At 70.1% G+C, this 16,330-nt stretch carries 16 protein-coding genes; 8 read left to right on the top strand and 8 right to left on the bottom strand.

What is annotated here, in order from left to right; all coding sequences use genetic code 11:
- Positions 1 to 2 precede the first annotated feature (2 nt).
- Positions 3 to 656 carry a hypothetical protein gene (locus AB0M80_RS01625; protein ID WP_364557360.1) on the bottom strand — a complete coding sequence of 218 codons (654 nt, stop codon included), beginning with the start codon at positions 654 to 656 and terminating at the stop codon, positions 3 to 5.
- A gap of 286 nt (positions 657 to 942) precedes the next feature.
- Positions 943 to 1,581, bottom strand: a complete 639-nt coding sequence (locus tag AB0M80_RS01630) for a helix-turn-helix domain-containing protein (protein WP_364557363.1) — start codon at positions 1,579 to 1,581, stop codon at positions 943 to 945.
- 179 nt (positions 1,582 to 1,760) lie between these two features.
- On the opposite strand from AB0M80_RS01630, the gene AB0M80_RS01635 reads away from it, so the two are divergent.
- From AB0M80_RS01635 to AB0M80_RS01650, 4 genes are all read left to right on the top strand, one after another.
- On the top strand, positions 1,761 to 2,984 hold the full coding sequence (locus tag AB0M80_RS01635) for a cytochrome P450 (protein ID WP_364557365.1): 1,224 nt from the start codon (positions 1,761 to 1,763) through the stop codon (positions 2,982 to 2,984).
- 10 nt (positions 2,985 to 2,994) lie between these two features.
- Positions 2,995 to 4,185 (top strand): cytochrome P450, encoded by a 1,191-nt coding sequence (locus AB0M80_RS01640; protein WP_364557367.1) that lies wholly within the window; start codon positions 2,995 to 2,997, stop codon positions 4,183 to 4,185.
- Between the two features lie 36 nt (positions 4,186 to 4,221).
- A complete protein-coding gene (locus AB0M80_RS01645; RefSeq protein WP_364557370.1) occupies positions 4,222 to 4,416 on the top strand; it encodes a ferredoxin in 195 nt (64 codons plus the stop codon).
- Positions 4,417 to 4,612: 196 nt separating this feature from the next.
- Positions 4,613 to 5,314, top strand: a complete 702-nt coding sequence (locus tag AB0M80_RS01650; protein ID WP_364557373.1) for a hypothetical protein — start codon at positions 4,613 to 4,615, stop codon at positions 5,312 to 5,314.
- Here the strand turns inward: AB0M80_RS01650 and AB0M80_RS01655 are convergent.
- Positions 5,205 to 5,528, bottom strand: coding sequence for a helix-turn-helix domain-containing protein (locus AB0M80_RS01655; protein WP_364557376.1), 324 nt, complete (start codon positions 5,526 to 5,528; stop codon positions 5,205 to 5,207). The genes AB0M80_RS01650 and AB0M80_RS01655 overlap by 110 nt on opposite strands.
- Positions 5,529 to 5,595: 67 nt before the next feature.
- Here AB0M80_RS01655 and AB0M80_RS01660 point away from each other — a divergent pair, with 67 nt between their 5' ends.
- Entirely contained in the window at positions 5,596 to 6,186 is a 591-nt protein-coding gene (locus AB0M80_RS01660; RefSeq protein WP_364557379.1) for an NAD(P)-binding domain-containing protein, read from the top strand.
- A 40-nt stretch (positions 6,187 to 6,226) separates the two neighbouring features.
- On the opposite strand, the gene AB0M80_RS01665 is transcribed toward AB0M80_RS01660, so the two are convergent.
- Positions 6,227 to 8,731: a DUF3516 domain-containing protein gene (locus tag AB0M80_RS01665; protein ID WP_364557381.1), complete on the bottom strand. Its 2,505-nt coding sequence runs from the start codon at positions 8,729 to 8,731 to the stop codon at positions 6,227 to 6,229.
- Between the two features lie 151 nt (positions 8,732 to 8,882).
- Between AB0M80_RS01665 and AB0M80_RS01670 the strand changes: the two genes are divergently transcribed.
- Positions 8,883 to 10,151 carry a primosomal protein gene (locus AB0M80_RS01670; protein WP_364557385.1) on the top strand — a complete coding sequence of 423 codons (1,269 nt, stop codon included), beginning with the start codon at positions 8,883 to 8,885 and terminating at the stop codon, positions 10,149 to 10,151.
- A gap of 57 nt (positions 10,152 to 10,208) precedes the next feature.
- Here the strand turns inward: AB0M80_RS01670 and AB0M80_RS01675 are convergent, their stop codons facing one another.
- A complete protein-coding gene (locus tag AB0M80_RS01675) occupies positions 10,209 to 11,411 on the bottom strand; it encodes an MFS transporter (RefSeq protein ID WP_364558537.1) in 1,203 nt (400 codons plus the stop codon).
- A 110-nt stretch (positions 11,412 to 11,521) separates the two neighbouring features.
- Entirely contained in the window at positions 11,522 to 12,616 is a 1,095-nt protein-coding gene (locus AB0M80_RS01680) for an adenosine deaminase (RefSeq protein ID WP_364557388.1), read from the bottom strand.
- A 212-nt stretch (positions 12,617 to 12,828) separates the two neighbouring features.
- Here AB0M80_RS01680 and AB0M80_RS01685 point away from each other — a divergent pair, with 212 nt between their 5' ends.
- Both AB0M80_RS01685 and AB0M80_RS01690 read left to right on the top strand, forming a co-directional pair.
- On the top strand, positions 12,829 to 13,953 hold the full coding sequence (locus AB0M80_RS01685; RefSeq protein WP_364557391.1) for a PA containing protein: 1,125 nt from the start codon (positions 12,829 to 12,831) through the stop codon (positions 13,951 to 13,953).
- A 192-nt stretch (positions 13,954 to 14,145) separates the two neighbouring features.
- Positions 14,146 to 14,670 (top strand): hypothetical protein, encoded by a 525-nt coding sequence (locus AB0M80_RS01690; RefSeq protein ID WP_364557394.1) that lies wholly within the window; start codon positions 14,146 to 14,148, stop codon positions 14,668 to 14,670.
- Here AB0M80_RS01690 and AB0M80_RS01695 read toward each other — a convergent pair.
- Together AB0M80_RS01695 and AB0M80_RS01700 are read right to left on the bottom strand one after the other, a co-directional pair.
- Complete coding sequence (locus AB0M80_RS01695) at positions 14,667 to 15,944, bottom strand: thymidine phosphorylase (protein WP_364557397.1); 1,278 nt, start codon at positions 15,942 to 15,944, stop codon at positions 14,667 to 14,669. The genes AB0M80_RS01690 and AB0M80_RS01695 overlap by 4 nt on opposite strands.
- A complete protein-coding gene (locus AB0M80_RS01700; protein WP_364460478.1) occupies positions 15,941 to 16,330 on the bottom strand; it encodes a cytidine deaminase in 390 nt (129 codons plus the stop codon). The genes AB0M80_RS01695 and AB0M80_RS01700 overlap by 4 nt, the downstream gene beginning before the upstream one ends.

Here is a 16,330-nt window from a genome sequence, read left to right on the forward strand (position 1 = left end):
CTTTAGCTCATCGTCACCGAGAAGTCCGACAACGTGAACCGCGCCTTCCCGCCGGCGGTGGAGCAGAACTCGATGCCGTAGCCGATCTGGTTGACCGTCGGGTTCGAGGGGATCAGGCCCTTGCCGATCGCCCAGGCGATCATCGCCTTCAGGTCGACGCTGCCCGCGTACTGCGTCGACCGCGAAACGAACGCCACGTACCCGTCCTCGTCCGCCCAGACGTCGTAGGTGAAGCCGCCGGCCGTGTACGTCGTCAGCTTGTCGCCCGAGGGTTGCTGCTTGCGGTTCTCCGTCCACACCATCACCTCGGTGACGCCCTCGCCGTCGCCCACGCCGTTCAGCCAGAGGTCGTAGGCCACGTCGTAGACGCCGGTGCCCGGGCCGCGGCCGGCGAAGGTGGATTTGATCACCGAATAGTCGTTGAACGGTTTCCCGTTCTGGTCGTCGATGTCCTTGTGCACGTTCGGATAGGTTTTCACCGACGTCGAATCGGGTTGGGTGGATTCGACGTACCAGTTGTCGTACGCGCACGCCCGCAACGTTTCCGGGCCCGCTTCACCGGCATTCCACATGTTGTTGTGGACGTAGTAGCCGCCGTCCGGCCAGCCGCCGTCGGGGTCGCTGGTCGTGAACTCCGGGCTGCGGCAACTCCGCACCGGCGTGGTCGACGGGGGCGCCGGAGTCGACGGAGGCGCAGGTCGGGACGCGGGTGAGCCGGTGGTCGCCGATGCGGCAGAAGAGGCAGCAGCCGAAGACGTGGCCACCGGATCCGGCGGCGGCGCCGGAGCGGCCGCCACGCCGTCGACGGGCGCTCCACCGCACCCGGCGATCACCGGAAAGGAAATCGCCAACAACACGGATAGCATTCTTCGTCGCATTTTCCCGCCCGTGGCCACCATTCCGGCAGAACGAGGCGGAACCCTAACACGGAAATCGGCGGAGTCAGTCGGGGTCGAGGTCCCGTGAAGTGATCGGACGCCCCGGCAGCTCGGTGCCCGGCCGGGCGCTGAGGCCGTCGATCATGATGCCGACGCACCGGCGCGCCGCCATCTCGGCCACGTCCGGGGACTTCGCGCGCATCTGGCGCAGCAGCGTGGCGAACAGGATCGCGATGTCGCCCGCGCCGACGTCCGGGCGGAGCTTGCCCTCGGCCTGCGCGCCGTGGACGAAGCCGTCGAGGACCTCGAGAATCTCGTCGCGCAGCCGGCGGACTTCGGGGTCGTTCTTCAGGATCACCAGCGCCCGGTGCGACACCATCGCCAGCTGCACGCTCAGCTGCAGCGCCACCGACTGCCGCAGCAGGCGCTCCAGCGCGCGCCACGACGACGTCTCCTCGGCGGCGATGACGCGCGCATCGATCAGCACCCGCTCGAAGTTGTCCATGGCGACGGCGCGGACGAGCGCGTCGCGGTCCGGGAACCGGCGGTAGAGCGTGCCGACGCCGACACCGGCCGCGCGGGCGATCTCCTCCATCGGCACCTCGGGACCGGAAACGGCGAACATGCTCTTCGCGGCGGCCAGGATCTGGTCGCGGTTGCGCCGCGCGTCCGCCCGCAGGGTGGTCTCGGGGTCTGCCGTCATGCCGTTCGCCTCTCGCTGAATCGCGCGGGGTGATTCTCGCATGGTCAACGGGCCACGCACTGCCTCCTCGATCGGGTAGCCGGCATCTAGTGGACGATGTCCTTCCGCTTCGGTACCTTGGACGAGAGAACCGGAATGTAATCCTCCGCATACTTTCCGTCCGATTTAGGGGGTCCGAAATGACTGAACTGGCCGAGCCCGCCACGCGGGACGAGACCTTTCCACTGCTCCGCACCTGCCCGTTCGCCCCGCCGCCGGCCTACGAGAAGCTGCGTGAAGCCGGTCCGGTCCAGCGCGTCAAGCTGCAGTCAGGTCAGGAGGCGTGGGCGCTGACGCGGCTCGAGGAGGTCCGGCAGATGCTGACCGACCCGCGGTTCAGCTCCGACCGGTTCAACCCCGGCTTCCCGTTCCTGACGCGGGACGGCCGCCCGATCCGGCGGACCAACTTCACCGCGTCGCTGATCAACATGGACCCCCCGGAGCACGGCGCGGCCCGGCGCGAGGTCGTCGGCGAGTTCACCGTCAAGCGCATGAAGGCCCTGCAGCCGCGGATCCAGCAGATCGTCGACGAGCACATCGACGCGATCCTGGCCGGTCCGAAGCCCGCGGACCTGGTCTCGGCGCTGTCCCTGCCGGTGCCGTCGCTGGTCATCTGCGAGCAGCTCGGCGTCCCCTACACCGACCACGACTTCTTCCAGGTGCGCAGCTCGACGCTGCTCAACCGGGAGATCGACCAGGAAACCCGGGTCAAGGCCGTCGACGAGCTGCAGGAGTACCTCGACCGGCTCGTCGCCGCCAAGGAGGCCGAGCCGACCGACGACCTGCTCGGCCGCCAGATCCTCAAGCAGCGCGAAGAGCACGGCGACGTCGCCCACGACGAACTCGTTTCGCTGGCCTTCCTGCTGCTCCTCGCCGGGCACGAGACGACGGCGAACATGATCTCGCTCGGCACCGTCGCGCTCCTGGAGAACCCGGACCAGCTCGAAATCATCAAGAACGATCCCGGCAAGACCCTCGACGCCGTCGAGGAGCTGCTGCGGTACTTCACCATCGCCGAGTTCGCGACCTCGCGCGTCGCCACCGAGGACGTCGAGATCGGCGGGCAGCTGATCCGCGAAGGCGAGGGCGTGCTCGGGCTCAGCTACTCCGGCAACCGCGACGAGACCGCGTTCGAGAACCCCGACGACCTCGACCTTGAGCGCGGCGCGCGCCACCACGTCGCCTTCGGCTTCGGGCCGCACCAGTGCCTCGGCCAGAACCTGGCCCGGATGGAACTGCAGATCGTCTTCGACACGCTCTTCCGCCGCATCCCGGAGCTCAAGCTGGCCGCACCGGTGGACCAGCTGCCGTTCAAGCACGACTCGTCGATCTTCGGTCTCTACTGCCTGCCCGTGACCTGGTGAGGGGGACGCCATGACCGCCGTTCACGAGTTCCCGATGACGCGGACGTGCCCGTTCGCGCCGCCGCCGGCGTACGCCGAGATCCGCGAGGAGGAGCCGGTCACCCGGGTGGGGCTGCCCGGCGGCCGGAAGGCCTGGGTGGTCAGCAGGCACGAAGACGTCCGGACCGTGCTGAACGACCGGCGGTTCAGCGCCGACCGGCAGCACCCGGACTTCCCGCAGCTGGTGCCGGGGTTCCGGCGGCCGGACGACGAGCGCACCATGATCACCATGGACGCGCCGGAGCACGGGCCGGCTCGCAAGGCCGTGCTCGGCGAGTTCACCGTGCGCCGGATGGAGGCGCTGCGGCCGCGGATCCAGGAGATCGTCGACGAGCGGATCGACGCGCTGCTGGCCGGCCCGAAGCCGGGCGACCTGGTCGAGGCGCTGTCGCTGCCGGTGCCGTCGCTGGTCATCTGCGAGATGCTCGGCGTGCCGTACGCCGACCACGACTTCTTCCAGACGCACACGACGAAGCTGATCAAGCGCGACACGCCCCCGCAGGAACGGCGGGCCGCGGTCGAGGCCGTGCGCGAGTACATGAGCGACCTCATCGCCGGGAAGGAGGCGAATCCGCCGGACGACCTGCTCGGCCGGCAGATCGTCAAGCTGCGCGAAGACGGCACCTACCGGCGGGCATCGCTGGCCGCGACCGGATTCCTGCTGCTCGTCGCCGGGCACGAGACGACGGCGAACATGATCTCGCTGGGCACGGTCGGGCTGCTGGAGAACCCGGACCAGCTCGCTCTCGTCAAGGACGACCCGGGCAAGACGCTCGACGCCGTCGAGGAGCTGCTGCGGTACTTCACCATCGTCGACGCCGCCACGGCCCGGCTGTGCGTCGAGGACGTCGAGGTCGGCGGGCAGCTGATCCGGGCCGGCGAAGGCGTGCTGGCGCTGGGCTACGCGGCCAACCGCGACGAAACCGCGTTCGAAAACCCCGACGAGCTGGACATCGAGCGCGGCGCGCGCCACCACGTCGCCTTCGGGTTCGGACCGCACCAGTGCCTCGGCCAGAACCTCGCCCGGATGGAACTGCAAATCGTCTTCGACACGCTCTTCCGCCGCATCCCGGAACTCAAGCTGGCCGCACCGGTCGACGACCTGCCGTTCAAGGACGACGCGGCCATCTTCGGCCTGTACCGGTTGCCGGTGACCTGGTAGAGACGAACTGCCATACCACCACAGGAGAAGAGGACCATGAAGATCATCGCGGACACCGGCAAGTGCGTCGGCGCCGGTCAGTGCGTACTCACCGAGCCCTCGCTGTTCGACCAGAGCGAGGAGGACGGCACGGTGATCGTGCTCGACGACCAGCCGCACGGCGAGCTGGTCGAAAAGGCCCGTGAAGCCGTGCACGTCTGTCCGAGCCAGGCCCTCTCCCTCCAGGAGTGACCCAGGTCCGTGAATGCCACCTCGAGGGACGTTGAGTCCCTCAAGGTGGCATTCACGGCGCGGTGATACCTCCACGGGAGTACGCACGACCGGGCGTCGTACTGCACCGGGTGCAGACCACGGCTCTGGCGGGTCCGGGGTGAAACCCGGGTCGCGCCCGATGTGCCGCCGCGGCTGCTCGGCGAGCCTGGATCCCGTGACTACGAAGACTTCTCCCCGCTGGCGCCAGGCCGTCGTCTGGCTGCACGTCGTGTCGTCCGTCGCCTGGATGAGCCAGGCCCTCGGGCTGGTGGTGCTGATGTCGCTGGCGGCGTCGGATCCCGGCCAGGCCGTCGCCGCGACGTCGATGGCGCAGCGGATCGACACCGTCCTGCTCGCGCCGATGGCCAACGCCGCGGCGTTCACCGGGCTCGTGCTGGCCGGATCGACGGCGTGGGGCTACTTCCGGCACTGGTGGGTACTGGCGAAGTTCGTGCTGACGTTCGCGCAGCTCTACGCCGGGATCTTCCTGCTTTCCGGCGCGCTGCACGACTCCGCGGCGGCGGCCCGCGCGGGCGCGGCGGACGTCGTCGCCTGGCCGCAGGTCGCCGGGACGGCGCTGATGGCGAGCGTCCTCGCCTTCCAGGTGTGGCTTTCGGTGGCGAAGCCGTGGAAGCGGACGTCGTGGTCTTCGGCCGCGAAGCCGCCTACGGCGCCGACGTGGGTCTTCGCCGCCGGCGTCTTCACGCCGTTGGCCGACGTCACGATCAGCACGTTCTGGGGCCGCCCGCTGCCGGCGTTGTCACTGGTCATGCTGGTCGTGCTCGGGTTTGAGCAGCGACGACGTCGTCGCCGTGCTCGGCGGCCCACCGACCGAAGCCCTCGATCGGTTCGAGCAGCGTCTTCCCCAACGGTGTGAGCGCGTACGCGCCTTCGCGCCGCTCGACGAGACCGTCGAACTCCAAGCGCCGCACGGTTTCCGTGAGCACCTTCGCGCTGATCCCGCCGATCGCCCGCCGCAGTTCGCCGTGCCGGCGGGGGCCGTCGCGCAGGGCCCACAGCGTCACCGGGTTCCACGTGTTGGCGACCAGGTCGAACGCGAGCCGCGTCCGGCAGTCGGCGAGAAAGTCCATGGTTACCTTTCGGTTCCTGCCGGGGTTCCTACCGTCGTCCTGGTACAGCCAAGCACGAGGAGGACGAATGCGGATCGGGATTTTCGGCACGGGCGGCATGGCGGACGCGCTCGGCGCGCACTGGGCGCGCGCCGGGCACGAACTGCTGGTGAGCGGCCGTTCCGACCCCACGGCCTTGGCCGCACGGCTCGGTGCATCCACGGGGACGTGGCGCGAGGTGGCGGCGGCTTCCGACGTGTTGCTGCTGGCTGTCCCGGCCGGAGCGGTCGGCGAGGTCCTCGCGGCGGCCGGCTCGCTCACCGGGAAAGTCCTGGTCGATTGCACCAACGACCCGGCGTTGACGGGCGCCCCGGTGGCGTCGCGGATCGCCGCGGCCGCCCCGGGAGCCCACGTGGTGAAGGCGTTCAACCTGGCGCCGACGGACGTCTGGCAGCTGACACCCCCGGCGTGGAACGGCCGCCCGCTGTCGGTCCCCCTGTGCGGCGACGACCCGGCGGCGCTGGAGGTGGTCGGCCGGCTGGTCCGCGACATCGGCGCCACTCCGGTCCACGGCGGCGGTCTGGACCGCGCCGCCCTCCTGGAGGCGACGGCGGCGTTCGCCATCGGCCTGTGGTTCGCGGGCGAAGACGCCCAGGCGATCCTCGCGCCGGTGGGCTGAGCGGCCGTCTTCGACGGCCCGCCCATGCCGGATCGACCGCCTAGTGCGCACCCACGTCGGTCACGCGGACGACCGCCATCCCGGCCTCGTCCGAAGCGGCCAGGTCGACCTCGGCGCTGATGCCCCAGTCGTGGTCGCCCGCCGGGTCGTCGAAGATCTGCCGCACCTTCCAGACGTCCGGCTGCTGGTCGATCAGCAGCAGCTGCGGGCCGCGCGCGTCCGGGCCGCTGCCGAGCGAGTCGTACTCCTCGAAGTAGTCCTCGATGGCGTCTTCCCAGGCGTCGGCGTCCCAGCCGGACGCCGCGTCGAGCTCGCCCAGCACGTTGTACGCCCGCCGGGCGAACAGCTCGACCCGGCGGAACAGCTCGTTGCGCACCAGGACGCGGAACGCGCGCTCGTTGCGGGTGACGGCCGGCGGCAGCTCCGGCGGCCGGTGCGACACCGGCCCTTCCTCCGAAGGGTGCCGCAGCGCTTCCCACTCGTCGAGCAGGCTGGAGTCGACCTGGCGGACGAGCTCGCCGAGCCACTCGATGAGGTCCTGCAGCGGCTCGGTCTTCGCCTCGTCCGGAACCGTGTGGCGCAGCGCGTCGTAGACGTCCGCGAGGTAGCGCAGCACCAGGCCCTCGGACCGGGCCAGCTGGTAGAAGCCGATGTACTCGACGAAGTTCATCGCGCGCTCGTACATGTCCCGCACGACCGACTTCGGCGACAGCTCGTAGTCGTCGACCCACGGGTGGCCCTGCCGGTAGCTGTGGAACGCGCCCTGCAGCAGCTCTTCGAGGGGCTTCGGGTAGCTGACGTTCTCGAGCAGCTCCATGCGCTCGTCGTACTCGATGCCTTCGGCCTTCATCGCCTGCACGGCCTCGCCGCGCGCCTTGAACTGCTGCTGCGAGAGCACCGGCCGCGGGTTGTCCACTGTGGATTCCACAGTGGATACGACGTCGAGCGCGTAGCTCGGCGACTCGAGGTCGAACAGCTCGATCGCGGCCAGGGCGAACGGCGAAAGCGGCTGGTTGAGCGCGAAGTCGAACTGCAGGTCGACGGTGAGCCGGACGACCCGGCCCTGTTCGTCCGGTTCGGACAGCCGTTCGACGACGCCGGCGGCGAGCAGCCCGCGGTAGATCGCGATGGCGCGCAGGATCAGCTTGCGCTGCGCCGGCCGGTCCTCGTGGTTGTCCTCCAGGAGGTGCCGCATCGAGTCGAACGCGTTGCCCGGGCGCGAAACCACGTTCAGCAGCATCGAGTGGGTGACCTTGAAGCTGGACGTCAGCGGCTCCGGCTCGGCCGCGATCAGCCGGTCGAACGTGCTCTCGGTCCAGTTGACGAAGCCCTCCGGCGCCTTCTTCCGGACGATCTTCTTTTTCTTCTTCGGGTCGTCGCCGGCCTTCTCGAGGGCCTTGGCGTTCTCGACGACGTGGTCCGGCGCCTGCACGACGACGTAGCCGTCGGTGTCGTAGCCCGCGCGCCCGGCCCGGCCGGCGATCTGGTGGAACTCGCGCGCCTTGAGGTGCCGCTGGCGGACGCCGTCGTACTTCGTCAGCGCGGAGAAGACGACGGTCCGGATCGGCACGTTGATGCCGACGCCGAGGGTGTCGGTCCCGCAGATCACCTTGAGCAGCCCGGACTGCGCGAGCGTCTCGACCAGCCGGCGGTATTTCGGCAGCATCCCGGCGTGGTGGACGCCGATGCCGTGGCGGACCAGCCGCGAGAGCGTCTTGCCGAAGCCGGCGGAGAACCGGAAGTCGCCGAGCAGCTCGGCGATGGCCTCCTTTTCGGCCTTCGTCGTCACGTTGATGCTCATCAGCGTCTGCGCCCGCTCGATGGCCGCGGCCTGCGAGAAGTGCACGACGTAGACGGGCGCCTGACCGCCGTTGAGCAGCTCGGACATCGTCTCGTGCAGCGGCGTCAGCGCGTACCGGAAGGTCAGGGGCACCGGGCGCTGCACCGACGTGACCACCGCCGTCGGGCGTCCGGTGCGGCGGGTGAGGTCCTTCTCGAAGAAGGACACGTCACCCAAGGTCGCCGACATGAGGATGAACTGGGCGTTCGGCAGCTCGAGCAGCGGCACCTGCCACGCCCAGCCGCGGTCGGGCTCGGAGTAGAAGTGGAACTCGTCGGCCACGACCTGCCCGACGGGGGCGTCCGCACCGAACCGCAACGCGATGTTCGCCAGGATTTCGGCCGTGCAGCAGATGATCGGGGCGTCCGGGTTGACGCTGGAGTCGCCGGTCATCATCCCGACGTTGTCGGCGCCGAAGATGTCGATGAGCTGGAAGAACTTCTCCGAGACGAGGGCCTTGATGGGGGCGGTGTAGTAGCTGCGGCGGCCCTGGGCGAGCGCGGTGAAGTGCGCGCCGACGGCGACGAGGCTCTTCCCGGAGCCGGTCGGCGTCGACAGGATGACGTTCGCTCCGGAGACGACCTCGATCACCGCCTCCTCCTGCGCCGGGTACAGCTCGAGGCCCCGTTCGGCCGTCCAGGTGGAGAAGGCTTCGAAGAGCGTGTCGGGGTCGGGGTCCGCGGGCAGGAGGTCGGTGAGAGTCATCAGGCCCCCATCGTCTCATCCGCTCACCGCAAAGTCGGCAGGGGCAATCGCGTCGCGCGCGCGAAACCCGTAGGCTTCGCGGTACCGCGCATGGACTGGAGCATACTTTCGGTCTCGCGCGCACACGGGCGGTAATCCGGAGGGCTTAGGAATGGCACAGGACATCATCCCGATCGAACTCGGGCTGCCGCAGGGCGACGTCGTCACCCTGTGGGCCCCGCGCTGGCGGGAAGACGGCGAGGAGTGGGAAGCGTTCCTCGGCGACGAGGACGACCTGTACGCCTTCCCCGACGCCGCTCACCTGGCCGCTTTCGTCCGCACGTCCGAGCGGCACGACCTGCTCGACCACCCGGCCTGGGACGCGGTGCCGTCGCTGAACGTGCCCGAGCTGATCCCGGACGAGGACCACACGTACGACCTCGTCGGCGTGCCCGAGCTCGTCGCCGAGGAGCCGGACGTCTGGCACATCGCGGAGCTGGCGGAGATCGTCGGCATCGTGCGGTCGCTCGCCGACGTCTGCGACCTCGAAGAGGTCCACGAGATCCTCGACTCGACCGAGGGCTTCTCGCTGCTCGACCAGGGCACGCTGCCGTTCACCGGCAGCGTCGGCGTGCAGGTGTGGAACGACCTGTCCGAGACGGTGTCGCAGAAGTGGGACACCGTGCTCGACGCGATCGACGGCCTGGTGACCCAGCCGGAGGTCGACGAGAAGGTGCTGGAGCAGACCGCCGAGGAGCTGGCGGCGTTCCACGAGGAGTCCGCGGAGGCCGAGGCCGGCGCCGAGGGCGAAGAGGACCTCGAGGCCATCGACACGCCCGACTCCGCCGACGCGGAAGAGGACGAGGACGAAGACGAGGGCCCGGTCGGGTTCTGGGCCGAGGTCGGCATCGACCCGATCAAGATCATCACGTCCGGCGCGGAGTACTACACGCTGCGCTGCTACCTCGACGACGCGCCGGTGTTCCTCGGCAGCGAGGGCGAGATCGACGTCTTCACGTCGGAGAAAGCCCTCGCCCGCGCACTCGCCGACGGCAAGGACCTGGCCGACACCGACCTCGCCGACGTGTCCACGTGGGACGAGGTCCTGGCGAAGGCGACGGCGGGCGAGCTCGAGATCGAGGTCGACCCGGAGAACACGTACGTGCTGACGGGCCTGGACGCGGACATCGCGGAAGGCCCGGAGGCGATCGACCCGACGCAGCTGGAGCTGGCGGTCGAGCTGGTCACGGACGCGGCGGAGTGGGCGGGCGACGACTCGGCCGAGACGGCGCTGGCGGGCAACGAAAGCCTGGGCTGGCTGGTGTCGTACGTGCTCCGCCCGGACCCGACGCGCCTCCAGCCTTCGGCGCCGTTCGACGCGGAGCAGGGCGCTTGGCGGAAGCTCGTCGAAACTTTCGAGAACCGCCTGACGGTCGCGTAAGTTCCGCTGTCGAAGGCCGCCTCCCGCGGGGTCGGGGAGGCGGCCTTCGTCGTGCCGTCAGTCGTGTTCGGCGCGGGTCGGGACCACCGCGATCGCCAGGGCCGGGAAGATCGCCGCGACGCAGAAGGCCAGTGCGTACCTGCTGTCGCCGATCACCAGGCCGAGCAACGGTGGGGTCAGCGAGGCCGCGATGTTCTGGCCCGTGTTCTGCGTGCCCATCGCGCGGCCCGACCACGCCAGGCCCGCCAGCTCCGCCGACGCCGTGAAGCCGAGGCCGTTGTCGGCCACCGTGATCACCCCCGCCAAGGCCAGCGCCAGCAGCACCAGCCACGGCCAGGTCGTGTCGCCGAGCGCCACCAGGAGCATGACCGAGCAGCTGGCGAACGCGAGCTGCCGCATCGGGCGCAGGCGGCTGCCCACCCGGTCGGACCACCAGCCCGACCCCAGCCGCCCCGCGGCGCCCAGCACCTGGACCACCGCCAGGTACCAGCCCGCCGACAGCGGGCTCCAGTGCTGCACGGCCACCAGGTACACCGGCGCGAACGCCGACACCGCGAACTGGGGCACCACCAGCAGCGCGCTCGCCCCGTGCACCCGCCAGAGCGTCGCGTGCCGGTACGGCGAAGGCGGCTTCTCCCCCGTCGCCGCCCGCGGGGGCCGAGGCGGGTCCGTCACCAGCCACGCCACCAGCAGCGCCACGACGATCGCCAGCGCCGCCGGCAGCAGGACCGCCGCGCGGAACCCGAAGTGCGCGGCCAGCGGCGGCAGGCCGAGGGCGGCGACGCCGACGCCGAGCGGCTGGGCCGTCTGGCGGATCCCCATCGCCACGCCCCGCTCGGACTTCGCGAACCAGCCCATCACGACGCGACCACTCGCCGCGTTCACCGACGCCGTACAGGCGCCGGCCGCTAAAAACACCCCAAAGAGGAGCCCGACCGGGTGATTTCCTGCCCCGGCGTACACCAGGAGTAACCCCGAGCTGCCCAGGCCGAGGGCCATGATGAGGCGCTCTCCGTAACGGTCCGCAGCCGCGCCCCACACGATCAGGGTGAACAGCAGCCCGATGCTCGGCGCCGCGACGACCGTGCCGGCCTCGGCCAGCGTCAGCCCCTCCGCGGCGCGCATGGCCGGGACCAGGAACGGGAGGCCGTAGAGGAAGGAGCAGCTCGCGGTCTGCGCCGCGAGGCCGAGCGCGAGGATGAGCCACCGCCGACGACTTGCCTGCACCTGCGCACCCGAACCGCTCGCGACCTGCGCCATCTTCGTCACCGTCTCAAATAATGAGAAGTTATTCCTACATAGTGAACGATAGTTGGCGTGCCTAAGGACCGCAACCACCTTGCGGGCGGGTGCGGTCCCGGGAGCGGCGATCAGGCCAGGGCGGCGTACCCGGGCTTGATGACGTCGTCGATGAGCGCGATCCGGGTGTCGAAATCGATGAACGCGGATTTCATCGCGTTGATGGTGAACCAGCGGAAGTCGTCGAGGCCATAGCCGAAGGTCTCGTGCAGCGCGGCGAATTCGCTGGTCATCGTGCATCCGCTCATCAGCCGGTTGTCCGTGTTCACGGTCACCCGGAAGCGCAGCCGCTTCAGCAGGCCGATGGGGTGCTCGGCGATCGAGGGCGCCGCGCCTGTTTGGACGTTCGACGTCGGGCAGATCTCCAGCGGGATGCGGCGGTCGCGGACGTACGCGGCCAACCGTCCAAGGTGGACCGTGCCGTCCGCGTCGGTCTTGATGTCCTCGATGATGCGCACACCGTGCCCGAGCCGCTCGGCGCCGCAGTGCTGAATCGCTTCCCAAATGGACGGTAAACCGAAGGCTTCGCCCGCGTGAATGGTGAAATGCGCATTGTTCTGGCGCAGGTATTCGAACGCGTCGAGATTGCGGGTCGGCGGGAATCCGTCCTCGGGCCCGGCGATGTCGAACCCGGCGACGCCCGCGTCCCGGTAGCGGATGGCCAGGTTCGCGATCTCGAGCGCGCGGGCGTGCTGGCGCATCGCGCAGAGCAACGTCCCGACGCGGATGCGGCCACCGTTCGCGGCCACTCGCCGTGCGCCCTCCGTGAACCCCGCCTGGACGGCCTCGACCACCGCATCGAGTGACAGACCGCGTTCGACGAACAACTCCGGTGCGTAGCGCACCTCGGCGTAGACGACGCCGTCGGCGGCCAAGTCCTCCACCGCCTCCGCGGCCACCCTGACCAGCGCTTCCTCCGTCTGCATCACCCCGCAGGTGTGCGCGAAGGTCTCGAGGTAGGAAACGAGGGAGCCGGAATCGGCCGCACGGCGGAACCAGCGGCCCAGCTCGGCGGGGTCGGTGGTGGGGAGACCGGCATAGCCGGTGGCCTCGGCGAGCTCGGCGACGGTGGCCGGGCGCAGGCCGCCGTCGAGGTGGTCGTGCAGCAGCACCTTGGGCGCGCGGAGGAGTGTCTCGCTGGGCAGAACAGGGCTTTCGTCAGGCATGCCCCAACGGTAACCTCGTTGTCATTCCCCTACATGGCGGTAACTCTCAGCTTCGGGTTCACCCTCAGCGTTGCCGATCATGTGACGAATCGGCCATCCGGGGGCGGCCTCCGCAATAGGCACTTCACGGGGGCCATACGCACAGCAATTTCGCAATCGATAAGCTTCGTGGCACGTCCCTCCATTTCCCCGCCGACGAAGGACACACAGCAGTGACCACTGACAACCACATTGCCGCCCCGTCCTTCGACCGGATGCGCAACATGCTGGTGCGCGCGGCCGAAGTGCGTGAGAGCGAGCAGCAGCAGATCTTCGACGCGCTCGACGACATCTACGCCCGCCTCGCGCCGGTGGACTCGCTGGGCGCGGTCCGCAAGCGGCTGTCCGAGATGCCCGACCGCACCGAGGTCAGCGTCCTGGCCGAACGCCTCGACGAGACGATGTCCCGCCTCGAGGCGCAGGACGGCGCGATCGCCGCGCTGACCCGCGCGGTCGAGAGCATCGTCGACAAGCTCGCCAAGCCCTTCGCGCAGCTCGACGGCCGCCTCGACGGCGTCGCCGCGCGCTTCGAAGGCGTCGCCGGGCGGATGGACGGGCTCGAGGACAAGCTCCAGAACATCCACCGCCGGATCGACGAGCTCGGCGGGCACCTCGACAAGCAGGACACGAAGCTCGAGGCGCTGCCGCAGTCGGTGCACGGCCCGGTCCGCGAGCGGATCGAGCAGGCCGAGTCGGCGCTGCGCGACCGCGTCGACCACGCCGACCACGAGCTGCGGAACAAGGTCGACGAGCTCAGCCGCGTCACGCAGGAGCGGGTCGGCGAGCTGGGCCGCACGACGCACGACCGGATCGACGCGAACACCGAGGCCCTCAAGGTCGCGCTGACCGAGACCGGCGAGATGATCGACGCGTCCGACCGGCTGGAGAACCTGGGCAACCGGCTCGAAACGGTCACCACCCGCCTGGACGAACTGGCCGGCCGCCTCGACAAGGTGGAAGACGGCTTCCTGTCCGGCATCGGCGACCTCGACGGCGCGCTCAAGACCGGCCTGGCCAAGGTCGAGGGCACGCTGTCGAAGCAGCCGGACACCGACTCGCTGGACTCGCTGGTCCGCAGGAGCAACGATGAGAGCGTCCGCCGCATCGGCGGCCAGCTCGACGAAGCGATGGCGACGTTCGCGGAGCTGATGCTCGGCGGCGGCCCGGCCGTCCAGCAGATTTCCCCGCCCCCGCCGGCCCCGCGCCAGCCGCGTCGCAGCTCCCGCAACGGCCGGGCTCCGAAGCCCGCCGACGCGAAGGCCAAGACGGGCGACGGCTCGGAAGAGCCCACGGAGTAAGCAAGCCCGCTGACCGAGGCCCCCGCCGGTTTCCGGCGGGGGCCTCGTCATGTCCGGGCCATGAACGACGTTGGAGATCACTCGACCGGGTGATCATTTTGCTAGCGAAACGGACCAGTCCGGCATTTCGGGAGACGTCCTCGCGTCCCGGCTCACGCCATCCTCGGAACCCGACACCGAGGGGGATTCGCGATGAAGGTACTGCGCAAGAAGATCGGCAAGACCGTGGCCGTGGTGGCCGTCGCCGCCGGACTGGGGGTAGTCGCTCCCGCCGCGGCCGAGGCCGGGACCGTCTCCGTCACCTGGGGCTGTGGTTCCTTCGGCGGACCCGCCGGGGTCAAGACCTTCGAAATCACCGTGACCGCACCCGCGACGGCGACCGCCGGCCAGACCGTCACCGTGCAGGCCGACCTCAAGCAGGTCGCGCCGGCTTGGGGCCCAACCGAGCCCGCCGGGAAGTACACGGGTTACGTCGCGCTCGAACTCGGAGGCGCCGCTTCGGGCCGGGTCGACGCCGCCGGCATGACCAACCCCGCGATCGCCGCCGGCACGCCGTTCCGGATGACCGGCGGCACCGGGCAGCTCACCTTGCCCACCGCCGGGCCGGTCACCCTGGCGACGAGGAGCTACGTCCTCTACTACAGCACCGGCACGTGGATCGGTTCCTGCGGTGGCAGCGGCGCCACGCCGGTCGCCGCCACCATTCAGGTGTCCTAGCCCCGCACCGTCTCCACGACGATCGGGCCCGGCACCGGGGCCGAGTCCGCGATCGTGAAGCCGCCTTCAAGGGCCGACAGGGCCGCCGGGACCGCGTCCGGCGTGTCGGTGTGCAGCTCCAGCAGCGGCTCGCCCTCCGAGACGGCGTCACCCGGCTTCGCCAGGCACAGCACGCCGGCCGCGGCCTGGACCGGGTCCTCCTTGCGGGCCCGGCCCGCGCCGAGCCGCCACGCGGCGACGCCCACCGCGTACGCGTCCAGCGAAGCCAGCACACCCGAAGCGGGCGCCGAAACCACGTGGACGTGAGACGGCGTGGGCAACGGCGCCGAGGGGTCGCCGCCCTGGGCGGAGATCATCCGGCACCAGACCTCGTACGCTTCGCCCGAAGCCAGCACCGCGGCGGGGTCCGTGGAAATACCGGCCAGCGCCAGCATCTCGCGGGCCAGGGCGAGAGTCAGCGCGACCACGTCCGCGGGGCCGCCGCCCTGCAGCACCTCGACCGACTCCGCGACCTCCACCGCGTTGCCGACCGCCCGCCCCAGCGGAACGTTCATGTCGGTCAGCAGCGCCGTCGTCGGGACGCCGTGGTCGGCGCCGATCGAGGTCAACGTCGAGGCCAGCGAACGCGCCTGCTCCAGCGTCTTCATGAACGCGCCCGACCCGAACTTCACGTCCAGGACCAGCCCGGACGCGCCTTCCGCGATCTTCTTGCTCATGATCGAGCTCGCGATCAGCGGGATGGACTCCACCGTGGAAGTCACGTCCCGCAGCGCGTACAGCTTCTTGTCCGCGGGCGCCAGGCCGGACGTCGCCGCGCAGACCACCGCGCCGACGTCCTCCAGCTGCGCCGCGATCTCGGCGGTGGACAGCGAAGCCCGCCAGCCCGGGATCGACTCCAGCTTGTCGAGCGTCCCGCCCGTGTGCCCCAGCCCGCGCCCGGACAGCTGCGGCACCGCCGCGCCGCACGCGGCCACCAGCGGCGCCAGCGGCAGCGTGATCTTGTCGCCGACCCCGCCCGTCGAGTGCTTGTCCACCGTCGGGCGCGAGACGTTCAAGGACAGCCGCTCACCGGAGGCGATCATCGCGTGCGTCCAGCGCGAGATCTCACCCGCGTCCATCCCGTTCAGGAAGATCGCCATGGCCAGCGCCGACATCTGCTCCTCGGCCACGACACCGCGGGTGTACGCGTCGACGACCCAGTCGATCTGCTCGTCGGTCAACCGGCCGCCGTCCCGCTTCGTGCGGATGACGTCGACCGCCGCGAAGCCCGTCACGGCAGGTCGTCCGGGCCGAAGGCGTCCGGCAGGACTTCGGACATCGGCAGCACCCCGCGCGGGGTGTCCACCAGGCAAGCCGAACCGCCCAGTTCGAACAGGATCTGGCGGCAGCGCCCGCACGGCATCAGCAGGTCACCGGCACCACTGCGGCACGCCACGGCGACCAGGCGCCCGCCGCCGGACAGCCGCAGCTGCCCGGCCATCGTGCACTCGGCGCACAACCCGAGCCCGTAGGACGCGTTCTCGACGTTGCACCCGGTGACCACGCGACCGTCGTCGACGATCCCGGCCACCCCGACGTGCAGGCCCGAATAAGGCGCGTACGCATGGGAAGCCGCTTCGATCGCCTGCGAACGCAGAGCGTCCCAATCCACTGTAGACAC

This window comes from Amycolatopsis sp. NPDC051045 (genome assembly GCF_040682955.1).
GTDB lineage: Bacteria > Actinomycetota > Actinomycetes > Mycobacteriales > Pseudonocardiaceae > Amycolatopsis.

Bases quoted from the DNA above. Each gene is read 5' to 3' on its own strand.
- AB0M80_RS01635 (WP_364557365.1), top strand. From the start codon at position 1,761: ATGACTGAACTGGCCGAGCCCGCCACGCGGGACGAGACCTTTCCACTG.
- AB0M80_RS01670 (WP_364557385.1), top strand. From the start codon at position 8,883: ATGGCACAGGACATCATCCCGATCGAACTCGGGCTGCCGCAGGGCGAC.
- AB0M80_RS01690 (WP_364557394.1), top strand. From the start codon at position 14,146: ATGAAGGTACTGCGCAAGAAGATCGGCAAGACCGTGGCCGTGGTGGCC.
- AB0M80_RS01640 (WP_364557367.1), top strand. From the start codon at position 2,995: ATGACCGCCGTTCACGAGTTCCCGATGACGCGGACGTGCCCGTTCGCG.
- AB0M80_RS01630 (WP_364557363.1), bottom strand. From the start codon at position 1,581: ATGACGGCAGACCCCGAGACCACCCTGCGGGCGGACGCGCGGCGCAAC.
- AB0M80_RS01665 (WP_364557381.1), bottom strand. From the start codon at position 8,731: ATGACTCTCACCGACCTCCTGCCCGCGGACCCCGACCCCGACACGCTC.
- AB0M80_RS01655 (WP_364557376.1), bottom strand. From the start codon at position 5,528: ATGGACTTTCTCGCCGACTGCCGGACGCGGCTCGCGTTCGACCTGGTC.
- AB0M80_RS01645 (WP_364557370.1), top strand. From the start codon at position 4,222: ATGAAGATCATCGCGGACACCGGCAAGTGCGTCGGCGCCGGTCAGTGC.
- AB0M80_RS01680 (WP_364557388.1), bottom strand. From the start codon at position 12,616: ATGCCTGACGAAAGCCCTGTTCTGCCCAGCGAGACACTCCTCCGCGCG.
- AB0M80_RS01675 (WP_364558537.1), bottom strand. From the start codon at position 11,411: ATGGCGCAGGTCGCGAGCGGTTCGGGTGCGCAGGTGCAGGCAAGTCGT.
- AB0M80_RS01660 (WP_364557379.1), top strand. From the start codon at position 5,596: ATGCGGATCGGGATTTTCGGCACGGGCGGCATGGCGGACGCGCTCGGC.